Below are 21,179 nucleotides of genomic sequence, written 5' to 3'. Positions count from 1 at the left end.
CTCAGTCGGGATTCACCTTCGTGTCCCCGTAGCAGAGCCCGACCAGAGAGTTCCCGCTGAGGAGCTCTCCCTGGACCCATGCGGAGGCGATGCCCTGGGTGTCCGTTGCCGACGTGTTCCAGGACAGGGTGGTTCCCGCCCCTCCCGTGGCCTTGTGCAGGGCCCAGTAGTGGACGTCGCCGTCACGCTGCTTGGTGACGAGGCGGACCGCAGGCGTGTAGCCGTCGGCTCTCAGATCCGAGGCTTCCAGGTGCACGCTGGTCAACGAGTTACCGGAACTCCAGTTCCAGCTGCCGACGGCTCGGCCGGCGTTCGGATTGGTGCCGATGCTTCCTGCTTGCACGTAGCAGCTGCTGGCTGCCTCGGCCGCCGCGGCCGGGCTTGCCGCGAGGGGTACTGCGAGACCTGCAACGGAACCTGCGATGAGCAGGGAGTGCAGTTTGCGCATAGAACACACCTTCCTGATCAATTGGCGTGTTCAGGCTATAAAGTGAACTATGTACCGTTCAATGCAAGTTGCGCCATATTGCGGCCAATTCAGGCCGAAGCTCGATCAAGGGGGCAGCCATACGAAGCTGCCCCCAGCGGCAACCGCGCTCACTCAGGCCTTTACGCGGACATCCTTGCGCAGGTCGGCAGTCACCTTGGCCGAAGTGCCGAGGTCGACGCCCTTGCCGCCGGCGGCGGGCACGGCCATACCGATCGTGCTGTAGTCGGCCCACATGCAGATGTACTGGGTGTCGGTGGAGCCCGTGGCGCCGTTCTTGCCTTGCGCTTTCTGGCACTTCATGACGGCACCGTCGAGCCCGTCCGGTTTCACGGACTCGGTGCCACCGACGAAGGTCAGCTTGCTGTCGGGGTCGTTCTTCATGCCGGAGAAGGCAGTGTCGATCGCCGTCTCCGGATCCTTGACCTTGCCGTAGAGGCCGACGAACGTCACGGCCTTGGACGTGGCGATGGCGGTCGGGTCCTTGAGGATGTCGGGGTTCGAGATGTCGATCGTCGAGAACAGCGCGTGGACGGCCTTGGCGTCGGTGACACCGCTCTTCGCCAGGTCCTTGGCGTCGCTCGACGAGGCGTCCTCGGGCTCCTGGTTCTCACCCATGCGCTTGTAGTTGCCGAGCACCGTGTCCGGTGTGACCAGCTTGTGCGGGCCGTCGTCGGTCAGGCCGCCGCCTCCGCCGCCCGCGAGGACGAAGTAGCCGCCGACCGCGAGTGCCGCGACGACCGCCACCGCGCCGATGATCAGGCCCGTCTTCTTCTTGCCGCCGCCGGCCGCCGGGGGCTGCGGCATGGTGCCGTACGGCTGCTGGCCGTAAGGCGCCTGCTGACCGTAGGGGTTGGGCTGGCCGTACGGGGCCGGCTGGGGCGGCACGCCCTGCTGCGGGTAGCCGTAGCCCGGCTGCGGGGCCGGCGGCTGCTGGGGGTAGCCGTAGCCGGGCTGGGGAGCCTGCGGCTGCTGGCCGTAGGGGCCGCTCTGGCCGTAGGGACCCGGCTGACCGTACGGCCCGGGCTGCTGCGGCTGCCCGCCGTACGGGCCCGGCTGGTTGTAGCTCATGACGGGGTTCCCCTCCAGATGCTTATGCGTATCCGACATCCTGGCCGAGCCCCCTGCACGGCAGCCCACCGGGGTACGGACCGTTACAGAAGAATCGCGTTTCGGGACAGGGCCGTGACGCCTCTAAACTGAGCGCCGTGACCGACAACGCTCAGCAGCAGCCACCAGCGCCCACCACCGAACTGCCGACCCAGTACGCGCCGGCCGATGTAGAGGGGCCGCTGTACGAGCGCTGGGTAGAGCGCGGTTACTTCGAGGCGGACGCGGCGAGCGACAAGCCGCCGTACACGATCGTCATCCCGCCGCCGAACGTCACCGGCAGCCTGCACCTGGGCCACGCCTTCGAGCACACGCTCATCGACGCCCTCACCCGCCGCAAGCGGATGCAGGGCTACGAGACGCTGTGGCAGCCCGGCATGGACCACGCCGGCATCGCCACCCAGAACGTCGTCGAGCGCGAGCTCGCCAAGGAGGGCAAGTCGCGCCACGACCTGGGCCGTGAGGCCTTCGCCGAGCGCGTCTGGCAGTGGAAGGGCGAGTCCGGCGGCCAGATCAGCGGCCAGATGCGCCGCCTCGGTGACGGCGTCGCCTGGTCCCGCGAGCGCTTCACCATGGACGAGGGTCTCTCCCAGGCCGTCCAGACGATCTTCAAGAAGCTCTACGACGACGAGCTGATCTACCGCGCCGAGCGCATCATCAACTGGTGCCCGCGCTGCCTGACCGCGATCTCCGACATCGAGGTCGAGTACCAGGACGACGACGGCGAGCTGGTCTCCATCCGCTACGGCGAGGGCGAGAACTCCCTCGTGGTCGCCACCACCCGCGCCGAGACGATGCTCGGCGACACCGCCGTCGCCGTCCACCCCGACGACGAGCGCTACAAGCACCTGGTCGGCACACTGGTCAAGCTGCCGCTCACCGGCCGCTCCATCCCGGTCGTCGCCGACGAGCACGTCGACCCGGAGTTCGGCACCGGCGCCGTCAAGGTCACCCCGGCGCACGACCCGAACGACTTCGAGATCGGCCAGCGTCACGACCTCCCGGCGATCGCGATCATGGACGAGCACGCCGTGATCACCGCCCACGGCCCCTTCCAGGGCCTGGACCGCCTCGAGGCCCGCTCCGCGATCGTCGCCGCGCTGCGCGCCGACGGCCGGATCGTCGCCGAGAAGCGCCCCTACGTCCACTCCGTCGGCCACTGCTCGCGCTGCAAGACCACCATCGAGCCGCGTCTGTCCATGCAGTGGTGGGTCAAGGTCGGCCCGCTCGCCAAGGCCGCCGGTGACGCGGTCCGCGAGGGCAAGGTCACGATCCACCCGCAGGAGATGGAGAAGCGGTACTTCGACTGGGTCGACAACCTCCACGACTGGTGCATCTCCCGCCAGCTGTGGTGGGGCCACCGCATCCCGGTCTGGTACGGCCCCGACGGCGAGGTCGTCTGCGTCGGCCCCGACGAGCAGCCGCCGTCCGGTGAGGGCTGGCACCAGGAGACCGATGTCCTCGACACCTGGTTCTCCTCCGGCCTGTGGCCGTTCTCCACGCTCGGCTGGCCCGAGCAGACCGAGTCGCTCGCGAAGTTCTACCCGAACTCCGTCCTGGTCACCGGCTACGACATCCTCTTCTTCTGGGTCGCCCGGATGATGATGTTCGGCCTGTACGCGATGGACGGCACCCCGCCGTTCCACACCATCGCCCTGCACGGCATGGTCCGCGACCAGTTCGGCAAGAAGATGTCGAAGTCCTTCGGCAACGCGGTCAACCCGCTGGACTGGATGGACAAGTACGGCTCCGACGCCCTGCGCTTCACCCTCGCGCGCGGCGCCAACCCCGGCGTCGACGTGCCGATCGGTGAGGACTGGGTCCAGGGCTCGCGCAACTTCGCCAACAAGATCTGGAACGCGACCCGCTTCGCGCTGATGAACGGCGCGACGGTGGACGGCCCGCTGCCGGACGCGTCGAAGATGTCGCCGACCGACCGCTGGATCCTCTCCCGCCTGAACTCGGTCGTCGCCGAGGTGGACGCCTACTACGACGACTACCAGTTCGCGAAGCTGTCCGACGCCCTCTTCCACTTCGCGTGGGACGAGGTCTTCGACTGGTACGTCGAGCTGTCCAAGACGACGTTCCAGGCGGGCGGTGAGGCGGCCGAGGTCAGCAAGCGCGTCCTGGGCGAGGTCCTCGACGTCACCCTCAGGCTCCTGCACCCGGTGGTCCCGTTCGTCACGGAGACCCTGTGGACCACGCTGACCGGCGGTGAGTCCGTGGTCATCGCCGAGTGGCCCAAGGCTGTGTTCGTTCCTGGTGCTGACGCACCGGGCGGCTTCCGCGACGCCGACGCCGAGCGGGAGATCGAGACCCTCCAGCAGGTCATCACCGAGGTCCGCCGCTTCCGCGCCGACCAGGGCCTGCAGCCCGGCCAGCGCGTCCCGGCCCGCCTGACCCTGGACGGTACGGCCCTCGCGCCGCACGAGCCCGCCATCCGCCAGCTGCTGCGTCTGCAGCCGGAGGGCGACTCCTTCGCGGCCACGGCCACCCTGCCGGTCGCGGGCGCCGAGGTCGCCCTCGACCTCTCCGGCACGATCGACGTGTCGGCCGAGCGCAAGCGCCTGGCGAAGGACCTCGCCGCCGCGGAGAAGGAGAAGGCCCAGGCCACGGCCAAGCTCGGCAACGAGGCGTTCCTGGCGAAGGCCCCGGACAACGTGGTGGACAAGATCCGCACCCGCCTGGCCAAGGCGGAGGAGGACATCGCCCGCATCGCCGCCCAGCTGGACCGCCTGCCGCAGGCGTAGCAGCCTCTACGGCGACGAAGGCCCCGGTGCTGAACAGCACCGGGGCCTTCGCCGACCCCAAGGGGCGCGGGGCTGTATCGATGTGCGGCTCCGCCGCGTGGGCGCGATCAACCACGACGCGCCCGCACCCGCACGCAAGACCAGCCGCCCCCCTGGACAGGTGCACCAAGCCACCGCACGCTTTGTCACCACCGCTCCGTAAACTGACCCCGTGAGCGAAATCCCCGGCAACGACCAGCCCGACCCCCTCGACGGCTTCGACGAGATCATCGAAGCCGAAACGACCCGCGACCCGGATCTCGCCGTCATCGAGGCCGGCAGCCGTACCCTGCGCACCCAGGGAGGCCCGCCGGAGGCCGGCGTCCCGGCCCGCCCCGAGGACCCCGAGGTCGACAAGGCGCTGCGCGAGGTCGAGGCCGAGCTGGCCACCCGCTGGGGCGAGACCAAGCTGGAGCCGTCGGTCGCCCGCATCTCCGCCCTGATGGACGTCCTGGGCGAGCCCCAGCGCTCGTACCCCTCGATCCACATCACGGGGACCAACGGCAAGACCTCCACCGCCCGGATGATCGAGGCCCTGCTCGGCGCCTTCGAGCTGCGCACCGGCCGCTACACCAGCCCGCACGTGCAGTCGATCACCGAGCGCATCAGCCTGGACGGCGCACCGATCTCCGCCGAGCGGTTCGTCGAGACGTACGAGGACATCAAGCCGTACATCGAGATGGTGGACGGGCAGCAGGAGTACCGGTTGTCCTTCTTCGAGGTGCTCACCGGCATGGCGTACGCCGCCTTCGCCGACGCGCCCGTGGACGTGGCGGTCGTCGAGGTCGGCATGGGCGGCTCCTGGGACGCGACGAACGTGATCGACGGTGACGTCGCCGTCGTCACCCCGATCGACCTGGACCACACCGACCGGCTTGGCGAGACGCCGGGCGCGATCGCGGGTGAGAAGTCCGGGATCATCAAGCAGGGCGCGACCGTGATCCTGGCGCAGCAGCCGGTGGACGCGGCGCAGGTGCTGCTCAAGAAGTCCGTGGAGGTCGACGCGACCGTGGCCCGCGAGGGCCTGGAGTTCGGCGTCGTCGCCCGGCAGGTGGCCGTCGGCGGGCAGCTGATGACGCTGCGCGGCCTGGGCGGCGAGTACACCGACATCTACCTCCCGCTGCACGGCGCGCACCAGGCGCACAACGCCGCGGTGGCGCTGGCCGCCGTGGAGGCGTTCTTCGGCGTGGGCGCGCAGCGTCAGGAGCAGCTGGACGCCGACACGGTGCGCAAGGCGTTCGCGGCCGTGGCCTCGCCGGGCCGCATGGAGGTCGTACGCCGCTCGCCGACCGTGGTGCTGGACGCCGCGCACAACCCGGCGGGCGCGCGGGTGACGGCGGAGGCGATCGGGGAGGCGTTCCAGTTCAGCCGGCTGATCGGGGTCGTCGGCGCGAGCGGCGACAAGAACGTGCGCGGGCTGCTGGAGGCGTTCGAGCCGGTCTTCGCGGAGGTCGTGGTCACGCAGAACTCCAGCCACCGGGCGATGGACGCCGACGAGCTGGCGGGAATCGCGGTGGAGGTGTTCGGCGAGGAGCGGGTGCAGGTCGAGCCGCGGCTGCCGGACGCGCTGGAGGCCGCGATCACGCTCGCCGAGGAGGAGGGCGAGTTCGCGGGCGGTGGCGTGCTCGTGACCGGTTCCGTCATCACGGTCGGCGAGGCCCGGCTGCTTCTCGGGAAGAGTGCGTGAGTCATGCGGACGCTGTGTTCCTCGACGCTGATCGGTGAGTTCTTCATCATCGGGTTCGCCGGTCTGGTCGCGATGAAGGGCCCGGACCTCACCACGGGCACGGTGTGGACGGTGTGCGGCATCGCGATGCTGCTCTGCGTGCTGCTGTGCGGCATGGTGACCCGGCCCGGGGGCGTCGCCCTCGGGTGGGCGCTGCAGATCGCGCTGGTCGCGGCCGGTTTCGTGGTGCCGCTGATGTTCTTCATGGGCGCGGTGTTCGCGGCGCTGTGGTGGGCGTCGGTGCACTTCGGGCGCAAGGTGGACGAGGCGAAGGCGAGATTTGCGGCGCAGGGAGCGCAGGGCGGTTCGTCCACAGCTGACGCTGCGTGACGGGCGCCACGACACGCCCTGTAATCTCGTCCCACCGCACACCTGGCAGGAAGAAGGAGTCCCCCCGTGACCCAGCGCACCCTCGTCCTCCTCAAGCCCGACGCCGTCCGTCGCGGCCTGACCGGCGAGATCATCAGCCGTATCGAGCGCAAGGCCGGCTGGCAGATCACCGCGCTGGAGCTGCGCACGCTGGACAGCGAGACGCTGGAGCAGCACTACGGCGAGCACAAGGGCAAGCCGTTCTACGAGCCGCTGGTTCAGTTCATGGCGTCCGGTCCGGTCGTGGCGATGATCGTCGAGGGTGAGCGGGTGATCGAGGGCGTGCGGCAGCTGGCGGGTCCGACCGACCCGATCGCGGCCGCGCCGGGCTCCATCCGGGGTGACTTCGGTGTGATCGTGCGGGAGAACCTGATCCACGCGTCCGACTCCGAGGAGTCCGCCGAGCGCGAGGTGAAGATCTTCTTCCCGGGCCGTGCCTGAGACGCCCGCGAGAATGTTCCGGGGATTTTTCTGACACGCCGTCAGTTCACTCCTCGTAGCCGACCTGGGGCGGCCGGACGATTTCGGCCGTCCTTTGGCATATGCCGCGCCGATCGGGGGAACGGATGCCCCCGATGGCACGTCTCACCAAGCGCGGCGCCGTCGCTTCTGATGACAATGGCGAAGACCCTCACGCCGTGTTCGTGCAGGCGCGTTTACGATGGAAGCCTTCACGTCACAGCACCCACCTCGCCTACCTGAAAAGCCCTCACAAGCTCGTGGGAAGGCCAGACGAATCCTCATGGGGAACTCAATGTCGTTCATCGGCCGTGACATGGCTGTCGACCTCGGGACCGCCAACACGCTGGTGTACGTCAGGGGTCGTGGGATCGTACTCAACGAGCCGTCCGTCGTCGCGATCAACACCAACACCGGTGGCATCCTCGCGGTCGGCGCCGAAGCGAAGAAGATGATCGGGCGCACGCCCGGCAACATCGTTGCCGTCCGTCCGCTCAAGGACGGCGTGATCGCCGACTTCGAGATCACCGAGCGGATGCTCCGCTACTTCATTCTGAAGATCCACAAGCGGCGGTATCTGGCTCGGCCGCGGGTCGTCGTCTGTGTGCCCTCGGGCATCACCGGCGTCGAGCGCCGCGCGGTCATCGAGGCGTCGACCCAGGCCGGCGCCCGCCAGGTGCACATCATCGAGGAGCCCATGGCCGCGGCCATCGGCTCCGGCCTGCCGGTCCACGAGGCCACGGGCAACATGGTGGTGGACATCGGCGGCGGCACCACGGAGGTCGCGGTCATCTCGCTCGGAGGCATCGTCACCGCACAGTCCATCCGCGTCGCGGGCGACGAGCTGGACAACGCGATCATCCAGCACGTGAAGAAGGAGTACAGCCTTCTGCTGGGTGAGCGGACGGCCGAGCAGATCAAGATCACGATCGGTTCGGCGTACGACCTCGACACCGACGAGCACACCGAAATCCGCGGCCGGGACCTCGTCTCCGGGCTGCCCAAGACCGTCGTCATCTCCGCCGCCGAAGTACGCAAGGCGATCGAGGAGCCCGTCAACGCGATCGTCGACGCGGTCAAGACGACCCTGGACAAGTGCCCGCCGGAGCTGAGCGGCGACATCATGGACCGCGGCATCGTGCTGACCGGTGGCGGCGCCCTGCTGCGCGGCCTGGACGAGCGGCTGCGCCGGGAGACCGGCATGCCGATCCACATCGCCGAGGACCCGCTGGACAGCGTGGCGCTGGGCTCCGGCAAGTGCGTCGAGGAGTTCGAGGCGCTCCAGCAGGTCCTGGACGCCGCGCCGCGCCGATGACGTAACGCTTCGATTCCGCCGTACGAGATGATCTCCTCTCGTACGGCGGATCGTTGATATGGAGGCATAGGCTCCGCCCTACGCCTCCACACAGCTGAACACCCGCTTCCGACCCCTGCACACATTCCGATGAGGAAGGGCACGGCCGCCGCACGTGAGGGACACACGAGAGAGCCGGCTTCTCCTGGTGCTGCTGATCGCCATCGCGTTCGCACTGATCACGGTGGACATCCGCGGCGGGGAGGACTCCCCGGTCGACGGTGCCCGGCAGGCCGCGGCCGCGGCCTTCGGTCCGATCGAGAACGGCGTGGCGTCGGCGGTGAACCCGGTCGGCAACGCCGTCGAGGCGGTCCGCGACTCCGGGGAGCGGCACGACCGGCTCGCCGCGCTGGAGAAGGAGAACGCGGCCCTCAAGGCCAAGCTGGGCAGCGACGACCGCAACCGCAGCCGGCTGGGACAGCTGGACAAGATGCTGAAGGTCGCCGGCGCCGGGCAGTACGGCATCAAGGGCGCCGAGGTCATCGCCATCGGGGCGGCGCAGGGCTTCTCCTGGACCATCACCATCGACGTCGGCGCCAACGACGGCATCCGGCGGGACATGACCGTGCTCAACGGCGAGGGCCTGGTCGGCCGGGTCACCACGGTCGGCCCGAACACCTCCACCGTGCTGCTCGCCAACGACCCCGACTTCACCGTCGGCACCCGGATGGAGGGCAGCGACGAGCTGGGCTTCGCCTCCGGCCAGGGCGACCGGCCGCTGCGCGTGGAGCTGCTGAACGGCAAGGCCGAGGTGAAGAAGGGCGACCGGCTGGTCACCTTCGGCTCGCAGGCCGACAAGCCGTTCGTGCCCGGCGTGCCGGTCGGCGTCGTCTCCCGCGTCGACCCCTCCGGCGGCGGCCTGACCCGGACGCTGTACGTGACGCCGTTCGTCGGCTTCACCAAGCTCGACATCGTCGGCGTGGTCGTCGAGGCGCCGAAGAAGGACCCGCGCGACACCGTGCTGCCGGCCAAGCCGAAGCCGGTCCCCACGCCGACGGTCACCGTCACGGTCACCCCGGGCGCGACCGCGCCGGGCGACGGGCAGCAGCAGAACGGACAGCAGCAGAACGGGCAGCAGCAGAACGGGCAGCAGCCGCAGCCGCAGCTGAGTGAGCAGCCGGCCACCGACGTCCAGACCGGACCACCGTCGGACGGCGGACAGACCCAAGACGGCCAGCAAGAGCTGCAGTAGGAGCTGACATTCCATGCGCGTCAACCGGATCCTGCTCTCCACGGCGCTGATCGTCGTCGCCCTGGTCGTCCAGGTGAGCGTCCTCGCCCGGCTGCACCTGCCGGGCGCCGTCCCCGACCTGCTGCTGCTGACCGTCCTCGGCCTCGCCCTGGTCTACGGCCATGTCGGCGGCGCCCTCATCGGCTTCGGCGCCGGCCTCCTCGCCGACCTCGCCCCGCCCGCCGACCACGCGGCCGGCCGCTACGCGTTGGTGCTGTGCGTGACCGGCTACGCCGCCGGGCTGATGAAACCCGAGAGCGGCCGCCTGAAGTCGGCGACCGGCCCGATGGTCACGGTGGTCGCGGCCGCGATCGGCTCGACCCTGCTGTACGCAGGCGTGGGCGCCCTCGTCGGCGACACCGCCGCCCGCCATGTCGGCCTGCCGAGCCTGCTGTTCACGGCGGCCCTGTACGACCTGCTGCTGGCGCCGTTCGTCGTCCCCGGCGTGATGGCGCTGGCCCGCCGCGCGGACAACGACCCGCTCGCCGAGACCGGCTCCGCCATGAAGGCCACCGACATCTCCTCCGGCTGGGTCGCGGGCGGCACCGGACTGAAGATCGGCGGTCAGCGGGGCGGGCTGCGGGCGAAGGCGGCGCGGGCCCGGGTGGCCCGCGCGGGACGCATCAAGGGGGTCAAGCGGCTGTGAACGGCGCGGAGTTCAAGTTCACCGGTACGGGTGAACGTCTGCGGAACCGGCGTTCCAGGGCCGATCGTTCACCAGTCGTACGCACCCAGCAACCGCCCGTATGCGCCCCGCCGCAGGCGTCCTGAGAGGGGGAGACAGCCGCAGTGACCAACATCCCGGAGACCGGCCGGACGCCCCGCGTCCAGATCCGGCTCGTCGTCATCCAGATCCTCGTCCTCTCCCTCCTCGGCACGCTCGGCGGCCGCCTGTGGTACCTGCAGATCCGCGAGGGCGCGGAGTACCAGAAGGAGGCGTCCGGCAACCACGTCCAGCAGGTCGTCGAGCCCGCCGTGCGCGGCTCGATCCTGGACGCGCGCGGGGTGCCCCTCGCCGACAACGAGACCCGGCTGGTCGTCTCCGCGTCCCGTACGGACCTGCTGAAGCAGAAGGACGACGGCAAGGCGGTGCTCACCAAGCTCGCCGGTGTCCTCGGCATGGACCCCAAGGAGGTCATGCTGAAGGTCCGGCTGTGCGACGCCAAGACGCCCCAGCCGTGCTGGAACGGCTCGCCGTACCAGCCGATCCCCATCACCGACGAGGCCACCCCCAAGCAGGCGCTGCAGATCCGCGAGCGCGCCGAGGACTTCCCCGGCATCAGCGCCGAGCCCGAGGCCATGCGCCGCTACCCGGCCCCCGGCAAGGCCAACACCGCCCAGGTCCTCGGCTACCTCTCCCCGGTCACCGACGAGGAGATCCAGAAGGCCAAGGACACCGACTCGCCCTTCCTGCGCTCCGACCAGGTCGGCCGCTCCGGCCTGGAGCGCCAGTACGACAAGGCGCTGCGCGGCAAGGCCGGCGTCACCCGCTACGAGGTGGACAACCTCGGCCGGGTCATCGGCAAGGCCGAGTCCGACAACGCCGAGCCCGGCGCCAACCTCGTCACCAGCATCGACTCCCGGGTCCAGCGCGTCGCCGAGTACGAGCTGGACAAGGCGATGAAGACCGCCCGCCAGCAGTTCGACAAGATCACCGGTGAGAACTACAAGGCCGACTCCGGTGCCGTGGTGGTGATGGAGGCCAAGACCGGCCGGATCGTCGCCATGGCCTCCGCGCCGACCTACGACCCCAATGTGTGGGTGGGCGGCATCTCCGGCAAGGACTACAAGGCCCTCACCGGCAAGAACTCCGACTATCCGCTGCTGAACCGCGCCATACAGGGTCAGGCGGCGCCCGGCTCCACGTTCAAGGTGGTCTCCACCGCCGCCGCCGTGCAGGCCGGTTACGAGTGGGACGGCGGCTATCCCTGCACCAGCGCGTACTCGGTGGGCGGCCAGGTCTTCAAGAACTTCGAGGGTGAGAGCTTCGGCCCCATCTCCCTCGGCCGTGCCCTGGAGGTCTCCTGCGACACCGTCTTCTACGGCCTGGCGGACCGGGAGTGGAAGAAGGACGGCGGCATCAACCCCAAGAAGGGGCAGCCGAAGGACTGGTTCTTCAAGACCGCCCACCAGTTCGGCCTCGGCAAGGAGACCGGCGTCGACCTTCCCAACGAGGTCACCGGCCGCGTCCCGGACCGCCAGTGGAAGCTGGACTACTGGAAGGCCAACAAGGACGCCTGGTGCCGGACCGGCAAGAAGGACGGCGACTACGTCCAGAGGATCTCGTACGAGAACTGCCTCGAAGGCAACAAGATGCGCGAGGGCGACGAGATCAACTACTCCATCGGCCAGGGCGACACACTCGTCACGCCGATCCAGGAGGCCGTGATCTACGGCGCCGTCGCCAACGGCGGCACCATGTACCAGCCCACCATCGGCAAGGCGATCATCAGCCCGGACGGCAAGAGCGTGCGGGCGATCAAGCCGACGGTGCGCGGCCGCCTGCCGGTCAGCCAGGCCACCATCAAGGGCATGGACGACGCCTTCGCGGGCGTCATCACCCGCGGTACGGCCGCCTGGAAGTTCGGCGGCTGGCCGCAGGACAAGATCCCGCTGCGCGGCAAGACCGGTACCGCGGAGGTCTACGGCAAGCAGACCACGTCCTGGCTGGCCACCTACTCCAAGGACTACACGGTGATCATGACGATCGCCCAGGCCGGTACGGGTTCGGGCGCCTCCGGTGAGGCCGTGCGCAACATCTACAGCGCGCTCTACGGCGTCCAGGGCGACGGCTCCGTCGACCAGAAGAAGGCGCTGCTGCCCGAGCCGCAGAAGGGCCTGCCCAAGGTCCGCACGGACGGCACGATCACCGCCCCGAAGGTCAGCGGCGACCCGGCCAAGGACGCCGAGAACGCCCAGAAGAACAACCCGACCAACGGCGACGACCAGCAGCCCGCCGCCACGGCCTCACCGGCCACCGGCGGCAACCGCAACACCCGCAGACGGCCGCGCAGGCGGGGAAGCCGGAGGATGCCCCGATGACCGGCGTGAACAGCTTCTCCGTGTCCGGGTACGGCCCCGAGCGGGCCGGCTGGACCAGGATCTTCGCCCGCGACTCGCTCACCCGAAGGCTCGACTGGCCGATCCTGCTCGCCGCCCTGGCGCTGTCCCTGATGGGCTCGCTGCTGGTGTACTCGGCGACCCGCAACCGCACCGAGCTGAACCAGGGCGACCCGTACTTCTTCCTCCTGCGGCACCTGATGAACCTGGGCATCGGGCTCGCCCTGATGATCGGCACGCTCTGGCTCGGCCACCGCGCCCTGCGCAACGTCGTGCCGGTCCTGTACGGCCTGTCCGTGCTGCTGGCCCTGGTGGTCCTCACCCCGCTCGGCGCGACGATCAACGGCCAGCGCAACTGGCTCGTCATCGGCGGCTTCTCGATCCAGCCCGCCGAATTCCTCAAGGTCACGATCATCCTGGGCATGGCGATGCTGCTGGCCGCGCGGGTGGACGCGGGCGACAAGCTCTACCCCGACCACCGGACCGTGGCCCAGGCCCTGGGGCTGGCGGCGGTACCTTGCCTGATCCTGCTGCTGATGCCCGACCTCGGTTCGATGCTGGCGATGGTGGCCATCATCCTCGGGGTGCTGCTCGCCTCCGGCGCCTCCAACCGCTGGGTCTTCGGCCTGCTCATCGCCGGGGCGATCGGCTGCATCGCCATCTGGCAGCTGCACATCCTGGACGAGTACCAGATCAACCGCTTCGCGGCGTTCGCGAACCCCGACCTGGACCCTGCGGGCGTCGGCTACAACACCAACCAGGCCCGCATCGCGATCGGTTCCGGCGGTCTGATGGGCGCCGGCCTCTTCCACGGCTCGCAGACCACCGGGCAGTTCGTGCCGGAGCAGCAGACCGACTTCGTGTTCACCGTCGCCGGTGAGGAACTGGGCTTCGTCGGCGCCGGGCTCATCATCGTCCTGCTCGGCGTGGTGCTGTGGCGGGCCTGCCGCATCGCCCGCGAGACCACGGAGCTGTACAGCACGATCGTCGCTGCCGGGATCGTCGCCTGGTTCGCCTTCCAGGCGTTCGAGAACATCGGCATGACCCTCGGCATCATGCCGGTCACCGGCCTGCCCCTGCCGTTCGTCTCCTACGGCGGCTCGTCGATGTTCGCGGTCTGGCTGGCCGTGGGGCTACTGCAGTCGATCAAGGTCCAACGACCGCTGTCGGCATGAGGGCGGAGATGCGATGAGCGGCACAGCGACCGAGGTCGTCGAGGCGGCGTTCCGGCTCTACCGGGCCCAGGACCGGGACGCGGCCGTCGCGCTCTACGCCGACGACTTCACCTTCACCAGCCCGCAGGACGACCACATCGACAAGGCGGCCTTCTTCGAGCGGTGCTTCCCGACCGCCGATCGCTTCCGCCGGCACCGGCTCCTGTGGGTGACCCCCGCCGACGAGGAACTCGTCTTCGTGCTCTACGAGTACGAGCTGGCCACCGGCGAGCGGTACCGCAACACGGAGGCGATCACCGTGCGGGACGGGCTCATCCGGGAGGTGCAGGTCTTCTTCGGCGGCCGGGCGTGAGACGGTCGCCCGCACCGGGCGCGAGCCGGCCGTCGACGCGGGACGCGGGCAAAGGCGCCCTGCCCTCCTGCCCCGACTGCGACTAGATTCAGGTCATGGCGGAGACGAAACGCGAGATCGAGCGTAAGTACGAATCCGACGACAGCGGGCTGCCGGACCTGACCGGCGTCGCCGGGGTCGCGTCGGTCCTCGACCAGGGCGTGGCCGAGCTGGACGCCACGTACTACGACACCGCCGACGAACGTCTCGCCGCGTCCGCCGTCACCCTGCGCCGCCGCACCGGCGGTTCGGACGCCGGCTGGCACCTCAAGCTCCCCGTCGAGCCGGGGGTGCGCGACGAGGTCCGTGCGCCGCTGTCCGACACCGTGCCCGGCGAGATCGCCGCGCTGGTCCGCTCCCGCATCCGGCACGCCGAGCTGGTGCCCGTGGTGCGACTGCGCAGCTCCCGGGACGTGTGTCACCTCCTCGACGCCGACGGCACACTGCTGGCCGAGGCGAGCGTGGACGAGGTGCGCGCCGAACGGCTCAACCGGGCGGGCGGAACCGCCCGGTGGACCGAGATCGAGGTCGAACTGGCCGACGGCGCAGACCCCGCCTTCCTCGCCAAGGCCGACAAGCACCTGCGCAAGGCGGGCGTCCGGCCGTCGGCGTCTCCCTCCAAGCTGGCCCGAGCACTGGAGGAGACCGGCGGCACCCGGACCCGGACGGCCGCCTCCGCCAAGCCCGTGACCGCGGGCGACCACCTCCTCGCCTACCTGCGCGCCCAGCGCGACGCCATCGTGGCGGGCGACCCGGCTGTGCGCCGGGACCTCCCGGACTCCGTCCACCAGATGCGGGTGGCGACCCGCCGCATGCGCAGCACCTTCCGCGTCTTCGGCAGCGTCCTGGACCGCGCCGTCACCGACCCGGTCGCCGCCGAGCTGAAGTGGCTGGCCGGCGAGCTGGGCGCCGACCGCGACCAGGAGGTCCTGGCCGCCCGCCTGACGGCCGCCCTCGACGACGTCCCGCCCGCCCTGGTCCACGGCCCCGTCCGCGAGCGGCTCACCGCGTGGGCGAGCGCCCGGCACGGCCACACCCGCGGCCACCTGGTCGCCGTACTGGACTCCGCCCGCGCGCTCGCCCTGCTCGACAGCCTCGACGCCGTGCTCGCCGACCCCCCGCTGCGCAAGAAGGCCGCGAAGAAACCGGACGCGGTGCTCGCCGCCGCCGTGCACAAGGACCTCGCCAAGGTCTCCCGCCTGGTCGCGCGGGCGCTCGAGACGCCCCCGGGCCACGACCGCGACGTCGCCCTGCACGAGGCCCGCAAGAAGGCCAAGCGCACCCGGTACGCCGCCGAGGCCGCAACGCCCGCCCTGGGCCGCCCCGCCCGCTCGCTGGCCAAGTCGATGAAGTCCCTCACCAGCCTGCTCGGCGACCATCAGGACAGCGTCATGGCCCGCCACACCCTGCGCGAACTGTCCGCGGTGGCCCACGCGGCGGGAGAGAGCGCCTTCACCTACGGGCTGCTCCACGGCCGGGAGGAGGCACGCGCCGCGGCCGCGGAGAGGGAGCTTCCCCGCCTGTGGAAGGAGGCCGAAGCGGGGGCGCGCCTGTGAGCGTTCGGGGAGGGCCGCCGACCGGGTTACGCTGAATGGTCACCCCTGTCAGCTCACAAAGGTTCCCCCGATGTCCGTCGAGTCGGTGTTCCCGCAGCTCGAAGCCCTGCTCCCGCATGTGCAGAAGCCGATCCAGTACGTGGGCGGCGAACTGAACTCCACCGTCAAGCCCTGGGACAGCTGCGACGTCCGCTGGGCCTTGATGTACCCGGACGCGTACGAGGTCGGCCTGCCCAACCAGGGCGTCATGATCCTCTACGAGGTCCTCAACGAGCAGGAAGGCGTCCTCGCAGAGCGCACCTACAGCGTGTGGCCGGACCTGGAGGCGCTGATGCGTGAGCGCGGCGTCCCGCAGTTCACGGTGGACAGCCACCGCCCGGTGAAGGCGTTCGACGTGTTCGGCCTCAGCTTCTCCACGGAGCTGGGCTACACCAACATGCTCACCGCGCTGGACCTCGCCGGCATCCCGCTGGAGGCGAAGGACCGCGGCCTGGACGACCCGGTCGTCGTGGCCGGCGGACACGCCGCGTTCAACCCGGAGCCGATCGCCGATTTCATCGACGCGGCCGTCATCGGCGACGGCGAGCAGGCCGTCCTCGACATCACGCGGATCGTCAAGGAGTGGAAGGCGCAGGGCCGCCCCGGCGGCCGTGAGGAACTGCTGCTGCGCCTGGCGAAGACGGGCGGGGTGTACATCCCGCAGTTCTACGACGTCGAGTACCTGCCGGACGGCCGGATCGCCCGTGTCGTGCCGAACCGCTCCGGCGTGCCGTGGCGGGTCTCCAAGCACACCGTCATGGACCTGGACGAGTGGCCGTATCCGAAGCAGCCGCTGGTGCCGCTGGCCGAGACGGTCCACGAGCGGATGTCGGTGGAGATCTTCCGCGGCTGCACCCGCGGCTGCCGCTTCTGCCAGGCCGGCATGATCACCCGCCCGGTGCGCGAGCGTTCCATCACCGGCATCGGCGACATGGTCGAGAAGGGCCTGAAGGCGACCGGCTTCGAAGAGGTCGGTCTGCTGTCCCTGTCCTCCGCCGACCACAGCGAGATCGGCGACATCGCCAAGGGCCTCGCGGATCGCTACGAGGACGACAAGATCGGTCTGTCGCTGCCGTCCACCCGGGTCGACGCCTTCAACGTCGACCTGGCGAACGAGCTGACCCGCAACGGCCGCCGCTCCGGTCTGACCTTCGCCCCCGAGGGCGGCTCCGAGCGCATGCGCAAGGTCATCAACAAGATGGTTTCGGAGGAGGACCTGATCCGCACGGTCGCCACCGCCTACGGCAACGGCTGGCGTCAGGTGAAGCTGTACTTCATGTGCGGCCTGCCCACGGAGACCGACGAGGACGTCCTGCAGATCGCCGACATGGCGACGCGCGTCATCGCCAAGGGCCGCGAGGTGTCGCGCTCCAACGACATCCGCTGCACCGTGTCCATCGGCGGCTTCGTCCCCAAGCCCCACACCCCCTTCCAGTGGGCGCCGCAGCTCTCCGCCGAGGAGACCGACGCCCGCCTGGAGAAGCTGCGCGACAAGATCCGCGGCGACAAGAAGTACGGCCGCTCGATCGGCTTCCGCTACCACGACGGCAAGCCCGGCATCGTCGAGGGCCTGCTCTCCCGCGGCGACCGCCGTATCGGCGCCGTCATCCGCGCGGTCTACGAGGACGGCGGCCGCTTCGACGGCTGGCGCGAGCACTTCTCCTACGACCGCTGGATGGCCTGCGCGGACAAGGCGCTGGCCCCCTTCGGCGTCGACGTCGACTGGTACACCACCCGCGAGCGGACCTACGAGGAGGTCCTGCCCTGGGACCACCTCGACTCCGGCCTCGACAAGGACTGGCTGTGGGAGGACTGGCAGGACGCCCTCGACGAGACGGAGGTCGAGGACTGCCGCTGGACCCCGTGCTTCGACTGCGGCGTGTGCCCCGCCATGGACACCCAGATCCAGATCGGCCCGACCGGCAAGAAGTTGCTGCCGCTGACGGTCAAGAACGCCGCTCCGGCGCCCGCGGAGAGCGGACACACCCACTGACCGACGGCCTGCCGAGCTGTGTCGAGCCCCCTGCCACGGGCATCTCCCGTGGCAGGGGGCTCGTCGCTGTCCCCGTCTCCCGCCCCCGCTGGCCGGTCCCCGGCACCGGATCTAGCGTCGGATCATGCACCCGCCCCGCGGCGAGCCGGTGGTGGACACGGCGGTTGCCGGCCTGTCCGCCGGGCCGGTCGTCCTTGCCTGGATGACGCAGTTCCTGGTCGGAACCGATCTCTTCGTGGTGGCCCCGCTGCTGCCGCGTATCGCCACGTCGTTCGACATCTCGGCGGAGAGCACCGGTCTGCTGGTCACGGCCTTCTCGGTCGCGTACGTGGTGGCCTCGCCCTTCGCCGGCTGGATCTCCGACCGCCGGGACCGCGCCACGGTCCTGGTGGTGGCGCTGGTGGTGTTCTCCGCGGCCAACGTCGGCACCGCGCTGGCGCCCGGCTTCGGTCTGCTGCTCGTCGCCCGGGTGGTCGCCGGCATCGCGGCCGCCGCGACCGGGCCCACCGTGTACGCCCTGGTCAGCACCCGTGCGCGGCCACAGGCCCGGGCGCAGGTGCTGGCCGTGGTGGGATCGGGCCTGCTGACCGCGCTGTGGGTCGGCGCGCCGGCCGGCTCCTTGCTGGGGCGGTACGTGGGCTGGCAGGTCACCTTCGTCATCCTCGCCGCGGGCACGCTCCTGCTGGCCTTCCCGCACGCCGTCGTCTGGCGCGCCCGGCCCGCCCCGGCACCCGTCCCCGCGACCGGGGCGCCCCCGCCGGCCGGGTGGTCCGGTGCGGGCGTCGCGCTGTCCGCCGTCGCGGTCACGACGCTGTGGGCCTTCGCCGTGTACACCCTGTACACGTTCCTGGCCATCGCGCTGCACGCCGACGGCAGGGCCACCGCCGTCACCTGGCTGCTGGTCGTCTACGGCATCGGCGCCGTCGCCGGCGGGCAGCTGGGCGGCCGGCTGGCGGACCGGGGCGACGCGGTACGGATCACCCGGTCGGCGCTGGCGCTGACGGCGGTGCTGGAAGCCGTCGTGGCCCTGCTGTTCCCGGTCACCTGGACGCTCGCCTGCGGGCTCGGCCTGTTCGCCCTGGCCGCCTACGCCTTCTTCCCCGCCCAGCAGCGCCATCTGGTCGATCTGTTCCCCGAGCGGGCGACCGCCGTGCTGTCGTGGAACAACAGCGCCCTGTTCGTGGGCCTTTCCCTGGCCGGCGCCCTCGGCGGGCCCGTCGTGCACGCCCTGGACTACCAGGGGCTGCTGTACATCGGTGCCGCCGTGGCGGTGGCGGCGTGCCTCGTCGCCCGGGGCCGCGGGGCCCGCTCCCGCAGCGGGGAGGAACGGCCGGCCGGAGGGGACCGCCGGCAGCCGTGACGGCATCGCAATCCCTACGGTGAATCCGCGGCGACGGCCGCCGCGTCCTGTCAGACATGGAACCGCAGAAGCCTCCGCCCCGGCCCCGGCAGTCGGAAGGCTGCCTCGTCGTCGCCGTTCGCCTGCCCGTGCGGATCGTCGTGCTGGTCCTCGTCGTGCCGGTGCGGATGCTGTGGGACGCGGGGGTGGTCGCCGGGCGGGTGCTGCGGGACACGGTGCTGCGGCCCGTCGGGCGGGCACTGCTGTGGCTGGGACGGGCCTTGTTCGTATGGCCGCTCGTGGCGCTGTGGCGGTACCTCCTCGTCCCCCTCGGCACGGCGCTCGGCCTGCTCGGCCGGGTCCTGCTCGTCGTGCCGGCGGTGTGGCTGTACCGGTGGGTGCTGACCCCCGTCGGGCACGCGCTGGCGTGGGCTGCGCGGGGGATCGGCGCCGGGATCGCCTGGCTGGTGCTGGGTATCGGCGCGGGCCTCGCGTTGCTGTACGCGCGCGTGCTGACGCCGCTCGGACACGGCCTGGTGTGGGTGGTGCGCGGCATCGCCATGGTCCTCGGGGCGCTGGGCGCCGGGGTGTACGCGGTGGTCGCCTGGCTCGTGCGCCACCTGGTCGTGGTGCCGGCCGTATGGCTGTGGACCTGGGTGCTCGCACCGGTGGGCCGGGCCGTCGCCTGGTGCGTCCGGGGTGTGGTGCGGGTGCTCAGCATGGCCGTCACCGGCATCGGTCTCGTCCTGTACCGGATCGCCCGGGTGCTGTTCGTGCTGCCCGCGCTCGCCCTGTGGCGATGGGTGCTGGTGCCCGTCGGACGCTTCCTCGCCGTCGTCGCCCGGGAGGTGGGGGCGGCGCTCGGGCACGCCTGGCGGGTCGCCGGGCGGATCTCCCTCGCCGTGGGGCGGTTCCTCGGCACCGTCCTGCGCTGGATCGTCGTCGAGCCGCTGCGGTGGGTCTACCGCGGTGTGCTCACCCCGGTCGGGCACCTTGTGCGCGACGCCGTCCTCAGGCCCGCCGCCAAGGCCGCACGCGGGGTCGGGCGGGCCGTACGGGAGGCGCTCGCCTCGGCGCGGGAGTCGGCGCGGCAGGCGCGGGCGGACTTCCGGCGGATGCTGTTCGGCGACCCCGGGGAGAGTGAGGCGGTGGCCCGGCGGGAACCTGACGGCCACGACACACGTACTCTTGATAGGAGTACGACCGCTCTCACAAAGGACTAGGACACTGGGCAAGCGACAGCCCGAAGGCCCGCCGCCCGCACCCGCGGTGCAGCGCATCCGACTGCGCTACACCAAGCGCGGCCGCCTGAGGTTCACCAGCCACCGCGACTTCCAGCGCGCCTTCGAGCGCGCGCTGCGCCGCGCCGACGTACCCATGGCGTACTCGGCGGGGTTCACGCCGCACCCGAAGGTGTCGTACGCCAATGCCGCACCCACCGGCACGGGCAGCGAGGCGGAGTACCTGGAGATCGCGCTCACCGCGCGGCGGGACCCGGAGCAGCTGCGCGTCCTCCTCGACGAGTCGCTGCCCACCGGGCTCGACGTGATCGAGGCGGTCGAGGCGCACACGTCCGGGCTCGCCGACCGGCTCACGGCTTCCGTCTGGGAGCTGCGACTGGACGGCGTCGACCCGGCCGACGCGCGGCGCGCGGTGCAGGCCTTCAACACGGCCGAGGCGGTGGAGGTTCAGCGCCTGACCAAGAACGGCATGCGCACCTTCGACGCCCGTCCGGCCGTCGTGAGCCTGGAGACAACTCAAACGCACAGTTCGCCGGCTGATAGGCCCAGCGACCAGCCCTGTGCGATACTGCGGCTGGTTGTTCGGCACGTGACGCCTGCCGTACGACCCGACGACGTCCTGTCCGGTCTCCGCGCCGTGGCCGACCTGGCGCCGCCGGTCCCCGCAGCGGTGACCAGGCTGGCGCAGGGGCTGTTCGATGAAGAGACCGGCACGGTGACCGACCCGCTCGCGCCCGACCGCGAGGCAGCGGTGGCCCTCGAAACGGCCGCTCCGGCTGCCGCCGCGACGGCGCCGGTGCCGGAAGGTTCCGCGTAGGGACGGACGTCGTAAGCGCCGCCCTCGTACTCGGGAGCCACCT

General features: G+C 70.7%; 17 protein-coding genes. 15 read left to right on the top strand and 2 right to left on the bottom strand.

Annotated elements, in window-relative coordinates:
* Position 1: 1 nt before the first annotated feature.
* Complete coding sequence (locus tag AB0J12_RS15240; protein WP_363264749.1) at positions 2 to 448, bottom strand: hypothetical protein; 447 nt, start codon at positions 446 to 448, stop codon at positions 2 to 4.
* Between the two features lie 153 nt (positions 449 to 601).
* Positions 602 to 1,558, bottom strand: coding sequence for a hypothetical protein (locus AB0J12_RS15235; RefSeq protein WP_363264748.1), 957 nt, complete (start codon positions 1,556 to 1,558; stop codon positions 602 to 604).
* Positions 1,559 to 1,695: 137 nt separating this feature from the next.
* Between AB0J12_RS15235 and AB0J12_RS15230 the strand changes: the two genes are divergently transcribed.
* From AB0J12_RS15230 to AB0J12_RS15160, 15 genes are all read left to right on the top strand, one after another.
* On the top strand, positions 1,696 to 4,347 hold the full coding sequence (locus AB0J12_RS15230) for a valine--tRNA ligase (RefSeq protein ID WP_363264747.1): 2,652 nt from the start codon (positions 1,696 to 1,698) through the stop codon (positions 4,345 to 4,347).
* Positions 4,348 to 4,558: 211 nt separating this feature from the next.
* Positions 4,559 to 6,073, top strand: coding sequence for a folylpolyglutamate synthase/dihydrofolate synthase family protein (locus AB0J12_RS15225; protein ID WP_363264746.1), 1,515 nt, complete (start codon positions 4,559 to 4,561; stop codon positions 6,071 to 6,073).
* A gap of 3 nt (positions 6,074 to 6,076) precedes the next feature.
* A complete protein-coding gene (locus tag AB0J12_RS15220; RefSeq protein ID WP_363264745.1) occupies positions 6,077 to 6,442 on the top strand; it encodes a DUF4233 domain-containing protein in 366 nt (121 codons plus the stop codon).
* Between the two features lie 66 nt (positions 6,443 to 6,508).
* A complete protein-coding gene (ndk, locus tag AB0J12_RS15215) occupies positions 6,509 to 6,922 on the top strand; it encodes a nucleoside-diphosphate kinase (RefSeq protein ID WP_363264744.1) in 414 nt (137 codons plus the stop codon).
* A gap of 313 nt (positions 6,923 to 7,235) precedes the next feature.
* On the top strand, positions 7,236 to 8,255 hold the full coding sequence (locus tag AB0J12_RS15210) for a rod shape-determining protein (RefSeq protein WP_103782377.1): 1,020 nt from the start codon (positions 7,236 to 7,238) through the stop codon (positions 8,253 to 8,255).
* Positions 8,256 to 8,409: 154 nt separating this feature from the next.
* Complete coding sequence (gene mreC / locus AB0J12_RS15205; protein WP_363264743.1) at positions 8,410 to 9,486, top strand: rod shape-determining protein MreC; 1,077 nt, start codon at positions 8,410 to 8,412, stop codon at positions 9,484 to 9,486.
* Positions 9,487 to 9,499: 13 nt separating this feature from the next.
* On the top strand, positions 9,500 to 10,171 hold the full coding sequence (mreD, locus tag AB0J12_RS15200) for a rod shape-determining protein MreD (RefSeq protein ID WP_363264742.1): 672 nt from the start codon (positions 9,500 to 9,502) through the stop codon (positions 10,169 to 10,171).
* A gap of 143 nt (positions 10,172 to 10,314) precedes the next feature.
* A complete protein-coding gene (gene mrdA, locus AB0J12_RS15195; RefSeq protein WP_363264741.1) occupies positions 10,315 to 12,567 on the top strand; it encodes a penicillin-binding protein 2 in 2,253 nt (750 codons plus the stop codon).
* The gene (gene rodA, locus AB0J12_RS15190) at positions 12,564 to 13,760 is read left to right on the top strand and encodes a rod shape-determining protein RodA (protein WP_363264740.1); all 1,197 of its coding nucleotides are present in this window, start codon (positions 12,564 to 12,566) and stop codon (positions 13,758 to 13,760) included. The genes mrdA and rodA overlap by 4 nt, the downstream gene beginning before the upstream one ends.
* Before the next feature lie 13 nt (positions 13,761 to 13,773).
* Positions 13,774 to 14,112, top strand: coding sequence for a nuclear transport factor 2 family protein (locus AB0J12_RS15185; RefSeq protein ID WP_363264739.1), 339 nt, complete (start codon positions 13,774 to 13,776; stop codon positions 14,110 to 14,112).
* 95 nt (positions 14,113 to 14,207) lie between these two features.
* The gene (locus tag AB0J12_RS15180) at positions 14,208 to 15,707 is read left to right on the top strand and encodes a CYTH and CHAD domain-containing protein (protein WP_363264738.1); all 1,500 of its coding nucleotides are present in this window, start codon (positions 14,208 to 14,210) and stop codon (positions 15,705 to 15,707) included.
* Between the two features lie 70 nt (positions 15,708 to 15,777).
* Positions 15,778 to 17,739 (top strand): TIGR03960 family B12-binding radical SAM protein, encoded by a 1,962-nt coding sequence (locus tag AB0J12_RS15175; protein WP_363264737.1) that lies wholly within the window; start codon positions 15,778 to 15,780, stop codon positions 17,737 to 17,739.
* A gap of 124 nt (positions 17,740 to 17,863) precedes the next feature.
* Positions 17,864 to 19,099 (top strand): MFS transporter, encoded by a 1,236-nt coding sequence (locus AB0J12_RS15170; protein ID WP_363264736.1) that lies wholly within the window; start codon positions 17,864 to 17,866, stop codon positions 19,097 to 19,099.
* 56 nt (positions 19,100 to 19,155) lie between these two features.
* A complete protein-coding gene (locus AB0J12_RS15165; RefSeq protein ID WP_363264735.1) occupies positions 19,156 to 20,301 on the top strand; it encodes a hypothetical protein in 1,146 nt (381 codons plus the stop codon).
* 46 nt (positions 20,302 to 20,347) lie between these two features.
* Positions 20,348 to 21,136: a TIGR03936 family radical SAM-associated protein gene (locus tag AB0J12_RS15160; protein ID WP_363264734.1), complete on the top strand. Its 789-nt coding sequence runs from the start codon at positions 20,348 to 20,350 to the stop codon at positions 21,134 to 21,136.
* Positions 21,137 to 21,179: the final 43 nt, after the last annotated feature.

Origin of the sequence: Streptomyces sp. NPDC049915, assembly GCF_040656475.1 — a bacterium.
In the GTDB taxonomy this organism is placed as follows: domain Bacteria; phylum Actinomycetota; class Actinomycetes; order Streptomycetales; family Streptomycetaceae; genus Streptomyces.
Note: the sequence above shows the minus strand (reverse complement) of the source record. Positions and strands in the feature narration are given on the sequence as shown.

Bases quoted from the DNA above. Each gene is read 5' to 3' on its own strand.
- AB0J12_RS15185 (WP_363264739.1), top strand. From the start codon at position 13,774: ATGAGCGGCACAGCGACCGAGGTCGTCGAGGCGGCGTTCCGGCTCTAC.
- AB0J12_RS15220 (WP_363264745.1), top strand. From the start codon at position 6,077: ATGCGGACGCTGTGTTCCTCGACGCTGATCGGTGAGTTCTTCATCATC.
- AB0J12_RS15180 (WP_363264738.1), top strand. From the start codon at position 14,208: ATGGCGGAGACGAAACGCGAGATCGAGCGTAAGTACGAATCCGACGAC.
- AB0J12_RS15235 (WP_363264748.1), bottom strand. From the start codon at position 1,558: ATGAGCTACAACCAGCCGGGCCCGTACGGCGGGCAGCCGCAGCAGCCC.
- rodA (WP_363264740.1), top strand. From the start codon at position 12,564: ATGACCGGCGTGAACAGCTTCTCCGTGTCCGGGTACGGCCCCGAGCGG.
- AB0J12_RS15170 (WP_363264736.1), top strand. From the start codon at position 17,864: ATGCACCCGCCCCGCGGCGAGCCGGTGGTGGACACGGCGGTTGCCGGC.
- AB0J12_RS15165 (WP_363264735.1), top strand. From the start codon at position 19,156: ATGGAACCGCAGAAGCCTCCGCCCCGGCCCCGGCAGTCGGAAGGCTGC.
- AB0J12_RS15210 (WP_103782377.1), top strand. From the start codon at position 7,236: ATGTCGTTCATCGGCCGTGACATGGCTGTCGACCTCGGGACCGCCAAC.
- AB0J12_RS15175 (WP_363264737.1), top strand. From the start codon at position 15,778: ATGTCCGTCGAGTCGGTGTTCCCGCAGCTCGAAGCCCTGCTCCCGCAT.
- AB0J12_RS15240 (WP_363264749.1), bottom strand. From the start codon at position 448: ATGCGCAAACTGCACTCCCTGCTCATCGCAGGTTCCGTTGCAGGTCTC.
- mreD (WP_363264742.1), top strand. From the start codon at position 9,500: ATGCGCGTCAACCGGATCCTGCTCTCCACGGCGCTGATCGTCGTCGCC.